A 16,031-nucleotide genomic window follows, 5' to 3' on the forward strand; every position below is an offset into this window, starting at 1 on the left:
AATTTTGCTTATTGCATGCTGTGAAAGTAGCTTTTCCTGAATATTGGATATGGATGCTCGGTCTGCCAGTAACCCTGGGGATCATATACCTTGTGTACCGAAGGGTAGCTTATATTACCGAGACCTGGTTTAGTACCGAACAGTACGAACGGTCTTTCCCATTGCTGAAACTGGGGATGAGAATGGGCGGTTTTATCCTCCTTTTTATTGCGCTACTGGGGCCATACACCCATGATGCGGATTCAACGGGAAGTTTTCTCGGAAGGGAAATTTTTATTGTCATGGATGTATCCGCCAGCATGAATGCAGAAGATATCAAGCCATCAAGACTTTCATTTGCCAAACGGGAGTTGAAAGAACTGGTAGACCACCTTGAAGGCGATAAGGTAGGACTAATCTTATTTGCAGAGTATGCATACGTCCAATGCCCGCTTACACTTGACCGCAGAGCCGTCAATCTTTTTCTGGATATGGCCGAATCCGGTCAGTTTGCCCAAACCGGGACACAGTTTCGCTCTGCACTGGCAGTAGCGATGGACCGGTTTCAAAATGGTTCCGACCAAAAAGGCAACAAAACCCAGGCGGTTATTCTCGTATCTGACGGAGAAGACTTTGGCGACAATTATGTATCGTTGATTGAAAGACTTAAGCAGGCAGGCATTGTTGTCTATACGGTAGGCATTGGCACTTATGAAGGAGCGCCCGTTCCCAATATGGTGGAAAACAGGAAAGCAGGTTATAAAAGGTATGAAGACGGTGCACTGGCCATTTCGAGATTGGTGGACAACGGTCTGGCTGGCATTGCCGAATCATTTGGAACAGATTATGTAAAGATCAACGAACTGGGAAAAGATTTTTATCCACTCGAAAAACAGATAAAAACATTGAGTTCCTCCCCATTTTTGGCCAATATGAATAAAATACAAAACAATCAGTACCAGGCATTTCTATTTCTGGCGATGCTGCTGCTGATGGGAAGTATGTTTATTATGCCGATTCGAAAAATATGATGCAAGTACTCTTATATGTAATACTGCTCGCCGGTAATATTAGTGGAAAGGAAAAAAGCCTTTCCCTGGCTGCTGAGGCATTTCACAGCGGCGATTATCATACCAGCATTTTACATTATGGAGACGCGCTCAAAGCCTATCCGGCACAGGCAGCCAGTATCCACTACAATATCGGGCAGTGTTATCTGGCGCTCGATTCCACCGAGCGAGCGCTTCAGTTTTTTCATCTGGTACTGGACCGAAACGCCAATGACGTTGCCGCTATGGCGTCCAATGAGATTGGCCTGCTGCTGATTCGCCGCCAGCGGCCCAAAGAGGCGCTCGAAGCATTCCGGGAAGCGTTGATCTTCGATCCTGAAAACGAAACGGCCCGTTACAATTACGAATTGCTGCGCAAACGGATGCAAGGCGATAATCCGCCGCAACAACCGCCACCGCCGCGCCCGCCCTCATCCAATGATGAGGAAGATGCGCCTGCCGAAGAGGAAGATACCGCTCCGGATGATAATATCCCCGAAGACTACCGCAGCATGATCCAGCAAATCATTCAACGCCAGCGGCAGTCCAATTCTACCAATGACTTTGCCAGACCCGTAGGTGCGGATACGATCTCTTTGTTTCAGGCCCGGCGAATTCTTGAATCTATGCGGCAAAACGAAATCCAGTACCTGCAACAATTGCGAAAATCAGCTGCCGCCCCGCACAAAAATGATAAAAGTCCTGACTGGTAACCCCTGGTTTACCTGACTATATTTTTTGCAATTTCTCAGCTGCCTTTTGAAGGGTCTCATCTTCTTTGGCAAAACAGAACCTCACCACCTGGTTTTCTGATCCATGCCGGTAAAATACTGATACGGGAATACAGGCAACGCCATATTCTGTCGTGAGTCGCTTCGAAAATGCCAACTCTGTTTCATCCGAAATCGCCGCATAACTCATCAGCTGAAAGTAAGTCCCGCTCGAAGGAATGGGCCGGAAACGAGATCCTTCCATCAATTTCAAAAACAAATCCCGCTTTTGCTGATAAAATGCACTGATACCCTGTATTTTATCCCGATGATTTTGCAGATACCAGGCAATGCCCTGCTGAAATGGCGTACTGGTAGAAAAACCTACAAACTGATGTACTTTCCGCAGCTCTGCCGTAAGTTGAGGCGGCGCCAGGCAGTACCCTACCTTCCAGCCGGTAGTGTGAAGACTTTTACCAAAAGAAGAAACGATAAAACTCCGGCCAACAAGTTCGGGATAACAGGCAATGCTCTGATGAACCTTCCCATCAAAAATAATATGCTCGTACACCTCATCGCTAATAATAAATAGACCCGTATCACGCACGATGGCAGCAAGCTCGGACAAATCCGATGCTTCCAGAATGGTTCCGGTAGGATTATGGGGGGTATTGATGAGAATCGCCCGGGTATTGGGATTGATAAGTTTTTTCAGATGTGCCCAGTTGATCCGGTAATCAGGAGGATTCAAAGCGTACCGAACCGGAATTCCGCCAGCAAGCTCGATAGCCGGCAGATAGAGGTCATAGGCAGGCTCCAGCACGATTACCTCATCCCCATCCCTGACGATTGCAGTAATGGCACAATACAAAGCTTCAGAAGCCCCGGAGGTCACCGTTATTTCTGTAGCAGGATCATAGGAATATCCGTACATTGCCTTTACTAATTGCGAAATTTCTTCACACAAGGTAGGGAGTCCGGGCATTGGCGCATATTGGTTGAAGCCATCACGCATGGCACGGGCGACATACTCCGTGAGTTGAGGGTCGCAGGGAAAGTCAGGAAAGCCCTGAGAGAGATTTATGGCCTTATTTTGCCGGGCGAGCGCAGACATAACAGAAAAAATCGTTGTGCCAACCCAGGGGAGTTTAGAAGAGATAGCGGGAGAAATCATCGGGGAAATTATGACAGAATATCAAATAAAATCAAATTGAATTGTGTCATTCATTTGAAATTAATCAAAAAAAACCTTACGAGTTACCTGAAAGTTTATTTTTTTTATAGTTTTGTAGAAACCCAACTTCAAATAGCTACTGTATGCGCCCAAAACAAACCAGTAATAACGGCAACTCATTCTTCCGATACACTTACCTTCTGCTTGCAGTAGTAGTACTGTCTGCATGTAAGCCGGAGGGTCTTATTAATAAGGTGAAATACAACGGTGTAAAATATGTCAACACCTGTGAAACCTTTAATGCTGAGATCAATAAGTTGATCCAGAACAATACCCAGTCCAATATTTTAAAGGTAAGTGAATACGACAACAGCGATTTCACCTACTATTATCTCGAACAGGGACAATATGAAATCAAAAAAGATACTTTGTATTTCCGCCTGGCTCAGGACCTGGAATATGCTCAGTATCTCGATAAAGGCGTGGCTGTCCATGTAAATGCCAGCTATAAGGCGGTAGATCAGATTCAGGATCTGGAAGCCTCAAAAGCCGGAGATCTCGGTACGCTGGTTGTAAGCCGCGAGTATTATGTTGCCAACCGGAAACCTTTCTTCCTGTATAAATTTCCGCTCGGAGGAAAAAGCCTGGAAGGCAAACAGCTGATGTTGTCTTTTGCCATTGCCAAATACGACAAGACCGGCAATGTCAAACAATATTTCTGTGAAACAGATTCCAAACCCATTGGCACGGCTTTCCCTGCCTGCTGTAGTGCCACGCCATGGCAGGCTGCTGCCCTGCAATCTTCGGTTTCCATGCCTAAGATCATGGTAAAAGATGAGACTTATCGCTATGAAGGATTTACCGGAACCATTGATGTAATGTTTCAGGAAAGCTCTTTCAAACTCGCCGATGACACGTCATTCTCCGCGCTGCTTATCCAGGCGTTTGTAGAAAAATACAAAAACTTTGGCTATAAAATCGATGGCGTGAGCCTCGAAGGATGGGCATCACCCGGTGGTAAGGAGTCTTTCAACATGAAACTTTCGCAAAAGCGGGCCGATGCACTGAAAAAAGCGCTGGAAATCCTCAATGGAAATATCTCCTCACTCAATGTAACTGCAGAAGGAAAAGGAGAAGACTGGGAAAGGGTAAGACTTCTCACGCAGGCATCCACGAAACTAACTTCCGAACAAAAAGCAGAAGTTCTCGCTATTGCCAATGATGGTTCACTTACCAATGACCAAAAAGAAGCAAAACTCCGGAAAGTTAAGTTCTGGACAACCCTCGTAGATGATGTTCTGGTAAAAGCCCGGCATACATTCTCAGTCATGGACTTTGGTTATGGAGGTACAGAAAATATTCTCAAACGTTATGAGAAGCCACTTCCGGTAGCGTCGATGCAACTGGAGGATATTGCCAAGACCGTATTCCGTGTAGGTGGCCATAAAGATGGCAGCGATTTCAGCAAAGATATGGCGGTTATCAATGAGGTATTGACCAAAGCAGCTACCCCCAACCTTTACGCAATCCGCGCGACTTACTACCTCGCCAACGACGAGTACGAAAAAGCATTTGCTGACCTTGAAAGCGCCAGCCGCTTCCGCGATGCAAATTCCAATGAATACAGCATGAGCGTGCAGGGCTATAAAGTGTTGTTTGCCGACCAATATGCATTTGACCAGAAAAAAGAACTGTACAAGGCTTATACAGAGCTCGCCCAGAAAAGCCCTGGCAACCGCCCCATCTACTTTAACCGGGCAGTACTGATGGACAAAATCGGCTATATCAGTGGTGCCCTGAAAGAATACAAAGATCTGTTGGAAGGAAATACCGCAACTGCTGCAAACCTCAACAACCGCGGGGTAGCACGGATGAAAACCAATATGATCACCGAAGCAGAAGCAGATTTTAAAGCTGCCATGCAAATGGATCCCAAAATGTCTGAACCCGTATTCAACCTCGCCATCGTAAGCGCTTATCGCGGACTCACCAAAATGACCATGGAATACCTCGATAAAGCAGTAAAAATGGACGCCAAATACAAAACCCTTATATTTAACAACCCTGCATTTTCAGTTATGTCTGAGGATCCTAGGTTTGAGAAATACAGGAATTAAGGGAAATGTGATTCTTGTTTGTGAAAAAACATAGATTGTACTACATTTGCACCCGTCCGGTAAATCCCGACAGAAAGGAGAACCTAAATAAATGGTAGACGAAACCAACAAAAAATTTGACAAAGACGAAGAAGTGGTTCCTCAAATGGAGGACGACACAGTAGAGGCTGATGATGATTCAGCTTACGACGATGACATTTCCGACGATGATTATGATGGAGATGATGACCTTGACGAGACAGATGATGATGATGATTTTGATGTCTCGGACGACGAAAGTTCTACTCCCCTGGTAAAAAAGCTTTACGCTTCAGCCAAAGGAGAGGATGAGGATGATGATGACGATGATTGGTGGAAAGATGGAGGCGATTATTCATCCAAACAGCGGGAAGAACTGGAACAATTGTATTCCGGTACGCTGCGTCAGTTTAATGAGAATGAAATTGTTTCCGGTACTGTTGTAAGTATTGGCGACAAAGAAGTTGTTCTCAATATCGGATTTAAATCCGAAGGTGTAGTTCCCATTTCCGAGTTCAGAAGCCGCGATAATGCGCTGAAAATCGGAGACAAAGTTGAAGTGTTTATCGAAAGTGTCGAAGACCAGGATGGTCAGTTGATTCTTTCCCGCAAGCGTGCCAAAAATCTGCGCTCATGGGAAATGATTAATGACTCCATGGACAACGATACCATTATCATGGGCCATGTAATGCGCCGTACCAAAGGTGGATTTGTGGTGGATGTAAATGGTATTGAAGCCTTCCTCCCCGGCTCTCAGATTGATGTTAAGCCCGTTCGTGATTTTGATGTTTACGTAGGTCGCAGCATGGAGTTTAAGGTTGTAAAAATCAACCATGCTTATGAAAACGTAGTGGTTTCCCACAAAATTTTGATCGAAGCTAAACTCGAAGAACAGCGGAAAGAAATCCTTGAAAAACTCGAGAAAGGTCAGGTACTCGAAGGTACTGTTAAAAATATGACCAACTTCGGGGTGTTCATTGACCTCGGAGGTGTTGATGGTCTTCTGCACATTACTGATATTTCCTGGGGTCGTATCAACCACCCTGAAGAAGTATTGGAACTTGACCAGAAAGTCAATGTAGTAGTTCTGGAATTTGATGACGCCAAAAAGCGTATCAGTCTTGGAATGAAACAACTCACTGCTCATCCGTGGGAGTCTCTGCCTGAAACTCTCGTTGAAGGCTCTGTAGTAAAAGGAAAAATCGTAACCGTTGCCGAATACGGTGTATTCCTCGAAATCCTCCCCGGAGTGGAAGGGCTGATCCATACCAGCGAAATGTCCTGGTCTCAGCACTCCAAAAATCCAACCGAAATGTTCAGACCTGGTGAAGAACTTGAAGCTGTTGTTCTGAGCATTGACCGCGATGATCGTAAAATGTCACTGGGCTTGAAACAACTCCTCAATGACCCATGGGCAGATATCGAAACCCGCTATCCTGTTGGTAGCCAACATACCGGCCTGGTTCGCAATATGACCAACTATGGCCTTTTTGTTGAACTTCAGGAAGGTGTTGACGGTTTGGTACATATTTCAGATCTGTCCTGGACCAAAAAGTTCAGCCACCCTTCTGAATATACCAAAGTGGACGATCAGCTCGAAGTGGTTGTTCTTGACATTGACAAGGAAAACCGCCGCCTGAGCCTCGGCCATAAACAACTGACTGAAGATGTATGGGATACTTTCGCAGCCATCTTTACAGTTGGATCCGTACACAGCGGTACGATCAAAAAGATTCAAACCAAAGGTGCTACTGTTGAACTCGACTACGGTGTTGAAGGAATCGTTCCTCCTAAACATCTTTCCGTAGAAGATGGAAAAGAAGCCCTCAAAGTTGATGATGCAGCAGAATTTGTGGTAATTGAATTCCACAAAGATGCAAAACGACTGATTCTCTCTCATACCCGTGCCTGGAAAGAAGAAGAAGCGCCTGCAGCCGAGCAACCCAAATCCAATGGCAATGCAACCAAAGGCCAGGGCCGTACCAAAGCTACTCCTGCTCAGCAGACAGCGAAAGCCGGTACAACCACCCTTGGAGAGTTGGATGTTCTCGCTAAGCTGAAAGAGCAGATGGAAGCCGAGGAGCAAAAAGGTACTAAGAAAAAATCTTCCAAGAAAAAGGAAGAAGCTCCTGTGGAAGAAGTTGAAGAGGAAGTCGATGTAATCATGACTGAAGAACCGGAAATTGATGCTGCTGATTCAGACGACGAAAGCGACGAATAAGCAATTATCAGTTCATAAAAAAAAACCTTCCCAATGGGAAGGTTTTTTTTTATGCTGGTTTTTTATCTAAAACCTTCGTCAAATGATTTACCACCACCTGCAATGCTTTATACATATGCCGGTTGTTGGGAATAATCATATCACACTGCGATTTTAAAGGTGCCACATATCGGTAAAACATGGGGGCCACATATTTCTCGTAATCTCTCAGAATAGACTCCACCGTATATCCGCGCTCCGTATGATCTCGCTGCAACCTACGGCTCAGCCGTATATGTTCTTCCGCATCTACAAATAATTTCAGGTCAATCAACCGCGCTATTTCCGGTTTGTGATAAATAAACAATCCCTCCAGAATAATAACCGGTGCAGGTTCAAACCGAAGCAGACGGGGAACCGCTTCCGGATTGTTGAAGGTGTACTCCCAACGGGAAAACCCTTTTTTCTGAATCAACAACAGAAGCTCCTGATGCAACTCGTCCAGATTTATAGAGTCAGGATGATCGAAGTTGATTAATCCTTCCTCATCCACTACCTGATCTTCCTGTTTTTTGTAATAATTGTCCTGGGAGATCAATGTGATCTGTCCCTGGGGAAGCTGCTTCATCAACTGGTTGAGAAGAAACGTTTTTCCGGAAGCACTTCCACCACAGATTCCTACGATATAGGGTTTTTTATCCATTGCGGATGAGTAATCTTGTTAGTGTGATTGAAGGATAAACCGGACAAACGACCGAACCGCTTTACCCCGATGTGAAATTTTGTTTTTTTCTTCAGCAGTAAGTTCTGCAAATGTTTGTGTATATCCAGCCGGGCGAAAAATCGGATCATACCCAAATCCCCCCTGACCATAAGTCTCTTCGGTAATTTCGCCATCGGCAACCCCATCAAAAAAGGAAGGTGCTCCACCATCAAAATAGGCAATTACTGTGCGGAAGCGCGCTTTCCGGTTTTCTTTCCCAGTCATCTCCGCGAGCATTTTTCTGACATTGTCTTCATAGCTGCACCCCTCCCCTGCATAACGCGCCGAATAAACGCCAGGACGCCCGTCCAACGCGTCTACCTCAAGACCGGTATCATCTGCGAAGCAGGGGATTCCCGAATGCTCATAAAACGCTTTTGCCTTCAACAGGGCATTGCCTTCCAGTGTCGGCTCCGTTTCTTCGACATCAATCTCTTTCCCAAGATCTGCCAGACATAACACTTCATAGGAATCGCCGATCATTTGCCGGATTTCCTGGAGTTTATTGCGGTTATTTGTACCAAAGAGAAGCTTCTTTTTCTCCATATCATTTTTTCGCGAATGCCTGAAGCTGTTGGATCAAGGCCTTCTTCTTCTCCCCGTCTTCCAGTAAACCTGCCAGTGGCGGATGAATGAAGAGGGTATTATCATTCAAGGTTATTGTCTGGGGAGAAAGGGTCGTACCAAATACCCAGGCAAAAGAAACCGGAAGGTCTGAGAAATTCCAGCTTTCTGCAGTTGGATCCAAAATGCCAAATCCTACCTGATCTGTATTGACAGCAGCCTCAATAATACATTGTTTCAGGAAACCAGTCAGCGATTTGTCAGTAAATTCTTTCTGCGAAAGGACCAGTACAAGTTGTGAGGTCTGCTTGAGTTTCCAGTCGATTGCAGAGCCAGATGTTACAATAGAAAAATCCAGAACAGACTGATCATCAGCCGGTTCCGGATAGTTTTCATTTTTTATTTCACTAGCTTGTTCTATTTCGGTAAGATCATCCTGCGCAACGACAAACAGGTATTGGCCATAGAGGCGGGATATATCTTCCGTCGAAAAATCCATAGAACGACTTGTGTTTACCACCTGGGTGCAAACTCCAACTGAGTAGTTTTGAATGCAGCTTTGGGTGGTTTGTATGATACAGTAATATCTTTCAATATATCAATCTCCGCCTTCATTTTGGGGAAAATATCTTTATGTTCCTGATAGGACATTTCTAAGCCCATTACAGTTGCAACCAGCGTAATTAATCTCCAGCCGGGAAGCACATCAAAGATATTGTCGAGATTGCGCCAGCGGTCAACGGCGACTGCACCTTTGTCAAGGCGGCTTTTGGGAAGGCGCATCCACATTTCTGGCGTCATCTGGCGGATTTGTTTTGCCAGTGAGCTTACCTGTGGCATACCTTTTACATTGACAAATGTACCTTCTGCCTCAATGGAGCAAGCTGCAGGAAGCAATACTTCCACAAACTCATGTCCAGGCTGGTGCTGATGACCATGGGCTACGGTAGGCACACCAGAGATATAGCTGGCCAGATCAGCAAATACATGATCATTTTCCAGCGAGTAAAGGCATTTGATTTCTTTAGCTTCAAACTTTGCCTTCAGTTCATCCATAGAAAGCGCCTTGAAGCCAAGCAATTCACATGCTGCAGCATTTGGCGTACAATCATCCTGCATCAGCCAGTTGTCTCCACGTCCGGGAACAATATGGGATACATAGTAAATATCTTTTGCACCGAGGCTGGTGGCGAATTCTTTCAGTGCGTAGTTGCTTTCCATCGAAGCGAAAGCAGAACCAAGGAAAAATATTTTGCCTTTGTGATCTTGCAGCAACTGTGCAGCGCGTTGAATGCCCGTTTGGAAATCAACCGGAATATCGCCTTTGATTTTGGTTCCGGAGACACGCTTTTCATTGTAGTAATCTACATTGAGGCGGTGGTCATCAGGCATCCAGAAACCATTGATATCCTGATTTTCACGTGGAGTAATGCGCAGTACTTTATTGTCGCGAATCCATACGTGAATATTAGTACCGGTACTATCGTTTACGTCAATTGCGGGGGAATGAGACATTTCCCAAACTCTGGCTTTAAACCGGTGCTGTTTGCTGGTAAGCGCACCTACCGGACAAATATCTATGACATTCATGGAATAAGGCTCGTCGAAAACTTCGCCGGGAGCAGTAGCCGGGCGGTTTTTCTCACCTCTTCCTACAATAGACAACTGATTGGAGCCGGAAATTTCTTCAGTGAAACGGGTACAACGGGTACAGTTGATACATCTTTCTTCATCGAGGACTACCCTTGGGCCCAATTCTACGCGCTTCTGTTTATGACCTTTCTGGTTTTCAAAACGAGAGCCTTCCGGTCCGTATTTGTAGGTCCAGATTTGCAACGGACATTCACCTGCCTGATCGCAAATCGGGCAATCGAGCGGGTGATTGATCAACATATACTCCAATACACCCTGCTGCGCGGTTTTTACCATTTCAGAAGATCGATGGGTTTTGACAAACATCCCATCGGTGAGTGGCGTATTACATGCGGTATTGGGTTTTCTCCCCCAGTTTACCACAGGTTTACCTTCTTCGTCAAACTGAAACTCACCCGTGGCGCGGTCTCTGGACTGAACACCAACTTCGACCAGACACATCCGGCAGTTGGTCGGGATACTCATTGCAGGATGGTAACAGAAATAAGGAATTTCAATATCCTGATCCAGGGCAAATTGTAGTAACTTGTGTTGACCTTCAAACGCAATCTCTTTGCCGTCAATCGTAATTTTTGCCATATTTTGCAGTAACAATAATGGTTTTGCAGGTTCTTTTAAGAGCCGGATAAAGATAGATATAAATTTTAAAAATTCGCTGTTACAATCGAAATTCTATGAAAAAATTGGTTCTTTCCGCGGCACTGACCGGTGCGGTTACCAATCGAAGCCATTGCCCTGCCATTCCATACACACCGGCGGAGATTGGCGCAGAGGCTCTCCGGGCTGTAGAAGCGGGTGCAAGCATCGTTCATATCCATGCTCGTGAAGACAATGGGATGCCTTCGTGGCGCCCTGAAGTTTTTGCTCAGATTCATGAAGAAGTGCGCACCCGCTGCCCGGAAGTCATCATCAACTACTCCACCGGAGCGGTAGGGGTTTCGAGAGAAGACCGAATTCGCCATATCACAGCCCTGAAACCCGACATGGCCGCTTTCAATATGGGCAGCATGAACTATGGCATATTTTCCAAAAAATCGAAGCAGTTTCACTGGCAAACTGTGTTTGAAAACTCTTTCGCCGATATGGAATTTTTTGTGCGCGCCATGAAATCGGCTGGTACCATCCCCGAAATGGAGTGTTTTGATACGGGGCATATCCATAATGCGGCGCCGTTTCGGGAAATGGGGCTGATCGACGAAAGGGCCGTATATAGCCTGGTCATGGGCGTGCTGGGCGGAATTCCGGCGTCAACAGAAAATCTGCTGCACCAGATCCGGCAGGTGCCCGAAGGCTCACACTGGCAGGTCATCGGCATCAGCCGAAAGCAATGGCAATTGGCTGCTGTTGCCTGTACCATGGGAGGAAGTTTTCGCGTCGGGCTGGAAGACAATTTTTACCTGCCTTCCGGAGAAATGGCAAAATCCAACGGAGCTTGTGTGGAAGCCGGCGTTTCTCTCGCACGTATGATGGGCAGGGAAATCGCTACCATCGCTGAAACCCGTGATATGCTGGGGATTACATGAAGCAATCTTTTGTCTTTGATAAATTCTGTTACCAATGGCTTACACTGATAATATTTCAAGGCTGTCCCGGCTGACTTCTATTTTACTGAAACTGCAATCCCAATCCTATGTTTCCGTAAACCAGCTTGCTCAACACTTTGAAGTCAGTACAAGAACCATTTACAGGGATCTACTTTCCCTCGAACATGCGGGGGTACCCATCGTATCCATTGAGGGGAAAGGATATACGCTGATGGATGGATTTAGCCTGCCTCCGGTCATGTTTACCGAGACGGAAGCCAATGCTATCATCATTGCCGAAAAAATGATCCTGCAAACTACCGATGTCTCCCTCATCGCCGAATTTCAAAAAGCAACCGAAAAAATAAAGTCCGTTTTACCGCATCCGGAAAGGGAAAAAGCTGATATCCTCGCTGAGCGAATCATTATTGGAAAAAATTGGGCAAACATCAGGACGAGTGATTATCTGACTGATATTCAACAGGCACTGACGCATTATCATGTACTAAAAATCACGTACAGAAAAGAAAATGCAGAGGAAAATTCAATACGGGAAGTTGAGCCTTTTGCCATTTACCACAACCAGTCAGAGCAATGGGTGCTTATCGCCTGGTGCCGGCTAAGAAATGAATTCCGCAATTTCAGGGTTGATCGTATTCACAAGCTGGAAAAATTGTCTCAAAAATTCACCCCTCATACCATCACCCTTGATGAATATATTGAAATACAGCGAAAAAAACATTTTGGAGAACCACTGACATAGGGTTGTCACACAACCGATATACATTTGACAAAATTTATCAGTTATGCATTCTACAAATTACTTCAACACGTTTATCGAAATCGCGGAGGATAGCCCGGTCAAAGAAGGTAACATGCCACCACTGAAAGGTGAAAAAAAATCAGTCGCAAACCTTCAGTTTGATATGCTGTATGAAAACCCTTATCAATACACTTCTGATGATGTATTATTTTCCACCTTCGCACAAAGGAAAGATATACCCCAGGGCGAACTGGAGGAACAAAGGCAACACTTCTTTTCTAAAGGTCAACCTTGTTTTCGAGCCTCTCCTCTGACCAAACAATACGGCTGGGGTATTCACAGCGACGAAAACGGAAAAATTGCCATGTATGGTGCAGAAACCACAGAGTATGAGCAGTTTGTCGCGGATGATTCTGTAAAAAAAGTCAAAGCGATGCGTTCCGGAAGGGCTTAAAACCTGTCATTAGCTGAAATTTGAGCGCATGTCCCCTACTCTGCTTTTTCAAATTTCAAATTGTAAAAATTGAAGTCCGGGTTGGGCAGATCAATCGTAAAACCCGTCACTTTCCCCTGCGAATCCATCTCAAATACAATCAATCCAAAAGGCAAAAACGGGTCGGCAATATCCACCCGGAAAGTGTTGTAATGCCAGTGTTTGAGTTCGCCGGTAAATAGGGTAGCTGTTGGCAAAAGGGTCAGAAACAGTTTCCCATCTCGGATCGTTATCTCTGCCGGACCGTACATTTTGTCTTCATATCTACCCGAATAATCAGCCATTGCCAGTGAAGGCTGGGTATTGAGAATCTGGGTCTTTTCCCGTTCTGTTTTCTGGCCTGCCACGTAGTTGAGGTAATTTTTCTCAATTTTTAGCATACGCCCGGCCCAGTCATTTTCGGGACGGTTGAGAAACAGGTCAAATACTTCGTTGCGTATGGCCATATTCAATACGACGGGCATGCCATTGGTGAGGATCACTACGCCGAGATTTTCTTCCGGGATAAAAGCCACTTTCGAAATATATCCGGGAAGGCCGCCGTCGTGTTCTACGACTTTTCTGCCGCCATAATCAAACAATCGCCAGCCGAGCGCATAACTTTCGAAGTGAATCCCCATTTGTTTTTCCAGGTTGCTGGGGTTTTGTGCAGTCTGGGCAGAGAGAATTTCCTGCCACGATTCAGAAGAAAGCAGTTGTTTATCTCCATATTTACCGCCAGCCAGCCAGAAAGTCAGCCATTTGCTCAAATCTGTAACGGAGGCGTTGATAGAAGCAGCGGGGCCGCTGTTGTCGTAATTGATATCCCCGACCACTTTTCCCTCCAGATGAGGAAGTGCTCTTTCTGCTTTTTTCTTAAAATCCTGATTGGTGGTGCGTGCATCTTTCATTTCCAGCGGCTCGAATATCCGCTTCTGCACAAATTCATCCCAGGTCATTCCACTTACCGCTTCAATCACTTCTCCGGCGGTTATAAACATGACATTGGAGTAGCCAAACTGTGAGCGAAAACTATTTTTTATGGGGAGATAACGGATTCTTCTGACGATTTCCTTACGGTCATAACTGGAACCATACCAAAGAAGGTCTCCGTCAAATGTATCAAATCCTGTGCGGTGACAAAGCAAATCACGCACGCGCAGCTCCCGGGTGATGTATGAGTCATACAACTGAAAATCAGGCAGATAGTCTATTACCCTGTCATCCCATTTGAGTTTTCCCTCATCGACCAACATGCCGATGCACGTTGCAGTAAATGCCTTCGAACAGGAGGCGATACCAAAAATCGAATTGGGCGTGATGACTTTGTCTGTTCCAGCTTCCCGAAGACCGTAACCGTGCGAAAATACCATTTCCCCATCCTTTACAACTGCAATTGCAAGGCCCGGGACGTTGTAGTCAGCTACAGCTTTAGCAAGATACGTGTTGAGTTTTTCATAATCGACCTGCCCGAGCACCGGCAAATGAAGCAGCGAGAGATGCAGGAACAGAAACAGCGAAACAGAAAGAAATTTTTTCATATCGGGTAAATAATAAGCCGTTGGAAAATTAGGAGATTTTCTCCACAAGCGTAGCCAAAACCTCGCGATTCATCTCGTGTTTGCCTTCAAAAAGTATAAATTCACAATTTTCAAATACCCCAGAGATGAGTTTTTTCTGCTCTTCCAGCCTTTCCTCGGTTAAATACTCATCCTGTCGCCCGATAATTGCAAACGTGCGTGCAGAGGATTTGACAAATGACCATTGATCTTTGGTGAGTTCGGGAGGAAAACCACCCGCCCAAAGAGAAAGGCTGTCAAATAAAATTTTTCGCGAGGCTGCCCACCGCGTAATGGCACTCACCCCCTGAGAGAACCCTAACAAGTGGAGTTTTACCTGAGACCAGTCAACGTCAGCAGTTTCCGTATCAAATACGCTGTCAAGATAATTCAACTGGTTTTCTATGTGCATTTCCCGGTTTTCGCGGGTAGTCCAGGAAGCACCGATGCGGGTGTAATTGTCCATGTAAAAACGATCAGGACCTTGTGGCGCAATCAGGTAATGCTCTTGAAGGTCCAAAAAGTCAAATCGTTTCATAAAATACCGGGCGAGTTGACCGTGACCGTGGCAGGCAACCCATATATGACGGGTATTTTCGGTCAGTTCTCCCATAAAAAAATAAGGGGCCTGAATGGTAAAAGAAACCTGTTTTTGCATGAATGGATATTGATTGAGACAAATGTCGAAAAAAAATTTGGTTTTACTGAACAATGTTCATTTAATTTGCGTTGTACACTAAAAATAAAAAAAGCTTGAGCATCGCAGACAGAAGAGAAAGGGAAAAGCAGGAATTAAGAGACAAAATCCTGAAGGCGGCCGGAAAAATGTTCCGGAAGGAGGGATATGAAAAAACCAGTGTGCGAAAAATAGCTAAAGCGATCGATTACAGCGTAGGAACGATTTATCTGTATTTCAAAAACAAAGACGATATATTTTTTGCCCTGCACGAAGAGGGTTTTAATCTGCTCTTTGAGAAAATGTCCCCGGCCCTGGCCATTACCCACCCGGTAGAGCGGCTGCGTGAACTAGGGCGACATTATATGGCATTTGCCTTTGAATTTCCGGAAACCTATGAGCTGATGTTTATTCAGTCAGCGCCAATGAATATCATCGAAGAGCGATTGGGTTTGCATCCCGCAGAATCAGTTTCCCCGGACAAATGGACGGCGGTAATGAAATCTTTTGGCACTTTACACCAGACTGTTCAGGAGTGTATAGAGCAGGGGTATTTTAAAAACCCCGATGTCAATTTAATCACATTTGCGATCTGGTCATCTGTACATGGAATGGCAAGCCTGAGTATATGCAAGCGACTGGAAAAACTATTCCCCAGCCATCTTACCGATGCTTTAATAGCAGAAACCACCAATATGTTGCTGGACCTTTATCAGAAATAAAAAAAATTTACCCCAAAACTAAACACTGTTCATTTTTAAATATATGTTCATACAGTAACCACCATTCACTCCAAAATATAAACCACTAA

15 protein-coding genes are annotated in these 16,031 nt (G+C 45.2%); 8 read left to right on the top strand and 7 right to left on the bottom strand.

The genetic code is table 11. The annotated features are described in order from the left end of the window. Window positions 1-20 precede the first annotated feature (20 nt). Together R3D00_24480 and R3D00_24485 are read left to right on the top strand one after the other, a co-directional pair. Window positions 21-1,010 carry a VWA domain-containing protein gene (locus R3D00_24480; GenBank protein MEZ4776354.1) on the top strand — a complete coding sequence of 330 codons (990 nt, stop codon included), beginning with the start codon at window positions 21-23 and terminating at the stop codon, window positions 1,008-1,010. Then, window positions 1,007-1,741 (top strand): tetratricopeptide repeat protein, encoded by a 735-nt coding sequence (locus R3D00_24485; protein MEZ4776355.1) that lies wholly within the window; start codon window positions 1,007-1,009, stop codon window positions 1,739-1,741. The genes R3D00_24480 and R3D00_24485 overlap by 4 nt, the downstream gene beginning before the upstream one ends. Before the next feature lie 16 nt (window positions 1,742-1,757). Here R3D00_24485 and R3D00_24490 read toward each other — a convergent pair whose 3' ends face one another. Next, window positions 1,758-2,912: a methionine aminotransferase gene (locus tag R3D00_24490; GenBank protein ID MEZ4776356.1), complete on the bottom strand. Its 1,155-nt coding sequence runs from the start codon at window positions 2,910-2,912 to the stop codon at window positions 1,758-1,760. 143 nt (window positions 2,913-3,055) lie between these two features. On the opposite strand from R3D00_24490, the gene R3D00_24495 reads away from it, so the two are divergent. Together R3D00_24495 and rpsA are read left to right on the top strand one after the other, a co-directional pair. Then, the gene (locus tag R3D00_24495) at window positions 3,056-5,029 is read left to right on the top strand and encodes a hypothetical protein (GenBank protein MEZ4776357.1); all 1,974 of its coding nucleotides are present in this window, start codon (window positions 3,056-3,058) and stop codon (window positions 5,027-5,029) included. Window positions 5,030-5,120: 91 nt separating this feature from the next. Further along, window positions 5,121-7,268 carry a 30S ribosomal protein S1 gene (rpsA, locus tag R3D00_24500; GenBank protein MEZ4776358.1) on the top strand — a complete coding sequence of 716 codons (2,148 nt, stop codon included), beginning with the start codon at window positions 5,121-5,123 and terminating at the stop codon, window positions 7,266-7,268. A 49-nt stretch (window positions 7,269-7,317) separates the two neighbouring features. On the opposite strand, the gene udk is transcribed toward rpsA, so the two are convergent. Genes udk through R3D00_24520 form a run of 4 tightly spaced genes read right to left on the bottom strand, consistent with a single transcriptional unit; the run spans window position 7,318 to window position 10,806 of the window. Continuing rightward, window positions 7,318-7,950, bottom strand: a complete 633-nt coding sequence (gene udk / locus R3D00_24505; GenBank protein MEZ4776359.1) for a uridine kinase — start codon at window positions 7,948-7,950, stop codon at window positions 7,318-7,320. A gap of 18 nt (window positions 7,951-7,968) precedes the next feature. Then, window positions 7,969-8,556 (bottom strand): RdgB/HAM1 family non-canonical purine NTP pyrophosphatase, encoded by a 588-nt coding sequence (rdgB, locus tag R3D00_24510; protein ID MEZ4776360.1) that lies wholly within the window; start codon window positions 8,554-8,556, stop codon window positions 7,969-7,971. A gap of 1 nt (window position 8,557) precedes the next feature. Continuing rightward, the gene (locus tag R3D00_24515) at window positions 8,558-9,073 is read right to left on the bottom strand and encodes a hypothetical protein (protein ID MEZ4776361.1); all 516 of its coding nucleotides are present in this window, start codon (window positions 9,071-9,073) and stop codon (window positions 8,558-8,560) included. A gap of 14 nt (window positions 9,074-9,087) precedes the next feature. Then, entirely contained in the window at window positions 9,088-10,806 is a 1,719-nt protein-coding gene (locus R3D00_24520; protein MEZ4776362.1) for a 2Fe-2S iron-sulfur cluster-binding protein, read from the bottom strand. A 95-nt stretch (window positions 10,807-10,901) separates the two neighbouring features. Between R3D00_24520 and R3D00_24525 the strand changes: the two genes are divergently transcribed. The 3 genes from R3D00_24525 to R3D00_24535 are packed head-to-tail and all read left to right on the top strand — an operon-like array spanning window position 10,902 to window position 12,967. Further along, complete coding sequence (locus R3D00_24525; protein ID MEZ4776363.1) at window positions 10,902-11,750, top strand: 3-keto-5-aminohexanoate cleavage protein; 849 nt, start codon at window positions 10,902-10,904, stop codon at window positions 11,748-11,750. Between the two features lie 34 nt (window positions 11,751-11,784). Then, the gene (locus R3D00_24530; GenBank protein MEZ4776364.1) at window positions 11,785-12,513 is read left to right on the top strand and encodes a YafY family protein; all 729 of its coding nucleotides are present in this window, start codon (window positions 11,785-11,787) and stop codon (window positions 12,511-12,513) included. Window positions 12,514-12,556: 43 nt separating this feature from the next. Continuing rightward, window positions 12,557-12,967, top strand: a complete 411-nt coding sequence (locus tag R3D00_24535; protein ID MEZ4776365.1) for a DUF6157 family protein — start codon at window positions 12,557-12,559, stop codon at window positions 12,965-12,967. Window positions 12,968-13,002: 35 nt separating this feature from the next. Here the strand turns inward: R3D00_24535 and R3D00_24540 are convergent, their stop codons facing one another. Together R3D00_24540 and R3D00_24545 are read right to left on the bottom strand one after the other, a co-directional pair. Next, on the bottom strand, window positions 13,003-14,526 hold the full coding sequence (locus R3D00_24540; GenBank protein ID MEZ4776366.1) for a serine hydrolase: 1,524 nt from the start codon (window positions 14,524-14,526) through the stop codon (window positions 13,003-13,005). A gap of 28 nt (window positions 14,527-14,554) precedes the next feature. Beyond that, window positions 14,555-15,202, bottom strand: coding sequence for an esterase (locus R3D00_24545; GenBank protein MEZ4776367.1), 648 nt, complete (start codon window positions 15,200-15,202; stop codon window positions 14,555-14,557). Between the two features lie 95 nt (window positions 15,203-15,297). Here R3D00_24545 and R3D00_24550 point away from each other — a divergent pair, with 95 nt between their 5' ends. Beyond that, window positions 15,298-15,942 carry a TetR/AcrR family transcriptional regulator gene (locus R3D00_24550; GenBank protein MEZ4776368.1) on the top strand — a complete coding sequence of 215 codons (645 nt, stop codon included), beginning with the start codon at window positions 15,298-15,300 and terminating at the stop codon, window positions 15,940-15,942. Window positions 15,943-16,031: the final 89 nt, after the last annotated feature.

This window comes from Bacteroidia bacterium (assembly GCA_041391665.1).
GTDB lineage: Bacteria > Bacteroidota > Bacteroidia > J057 > J057 > JAGQVA01.

What these genes read in the sequence shown, in the direction of transcription:
- R3D00_24520 (MEZ4776362.1), bottom strand. Translation starts at nt 10,806, where the DNA reads ATGGCAAAAATTACGATTGACGGCAAAGAGATTGCGTTTGAAGGTCAA.
- R3D00_24515 (MEZ4776361.1), bottom strand. Translation starts at nt 9,073, where the DNA reads ATGGATTTTTCGACGGAAGATATATCCCGCCTCTATGGCCAATACCTG.
- rpsA (MEZ4776358.1), top strand. Translation starts at nt 5,121, where the DNA reads ATGGTAGACGAAACCAACAAAAAATTTGACAAAGACGAAGAAGTGGTT.
- R3D00_24535 (MEZ4776365.1), top strand. Translation starts at nt 12,557, where the DNA reads ATGCATTCTACAAATTACTTCAACACGTTTATCGAAATCGCGGAGGAT.
- R3D00_24490 (MEZ4776356.1), bottom strand. Translation starts at nt 2,912, where the DNA reads ATGATTTCTCCCGCTATCTCTTCTAAACTCCCCTGGGTTGGCACAACG.
- R3D00_24525 (MEZ4776363.1), top strand. Translation starts at nt 10,902, where the DNA reads ATGAAAAAATTGGTTCTTTCCGCGGCACTGACCGGTGCGGTTACCAAT.
- R3D00_24485 (MEZ4776355.1), top strand. Translation starts at nt 1,007, where the DNA reads ATGATGCAAGTACTCTTATATGTAATACTGCTCGCCGGTAATATTAGT.
- R3D00_24495 (MEZ4776357.1), top strand. Translation starts at nt 3,056, where the DNA reads ATGCGCCCAAAACAAACCAGTAATAACGGCAACTCATTCTTCCGATAC.
- rdgB (MEZ4776360.1), bottom strand. Translation starts at nt 8,556, where the DNA reads ATGGAGAAAAAGAAGCTTCTCTTTGGTACAAATAACCGCAATAAACTC.
- R3D00_24530 (MEZ4776364.1), top strand. Translation starts at nt 11,785, where the DNA reads ATGGCTTACACTGATAATATTTCAAGGCTGTCCCGGCTGACTTCTATT.
- R3D00_24540 (MEZ4776366.1), bottom strand. Translation starts at nt 14,526, where the DNA reads ATGAAAAAATTTCTTTCTGTTTCGCTGTTTCTGTTCCTGCATCTCTCG.
- R3D00_24545 (MEZ4776367.1), bottom strand. Translation starts at nt 15,202, where the DNA reads ATGCAAAAACAGGTTTCTTTTACCATTCAGGCCCCTTATTTTTTTATG.
- udk (MEZ4776359.1), bottom strand. Translation starts at nt 7,950, where the DNA reads ATGGATAAAAAACCCTATATCGTAGGAATCTGTGGTGGAAGTGCTTCC.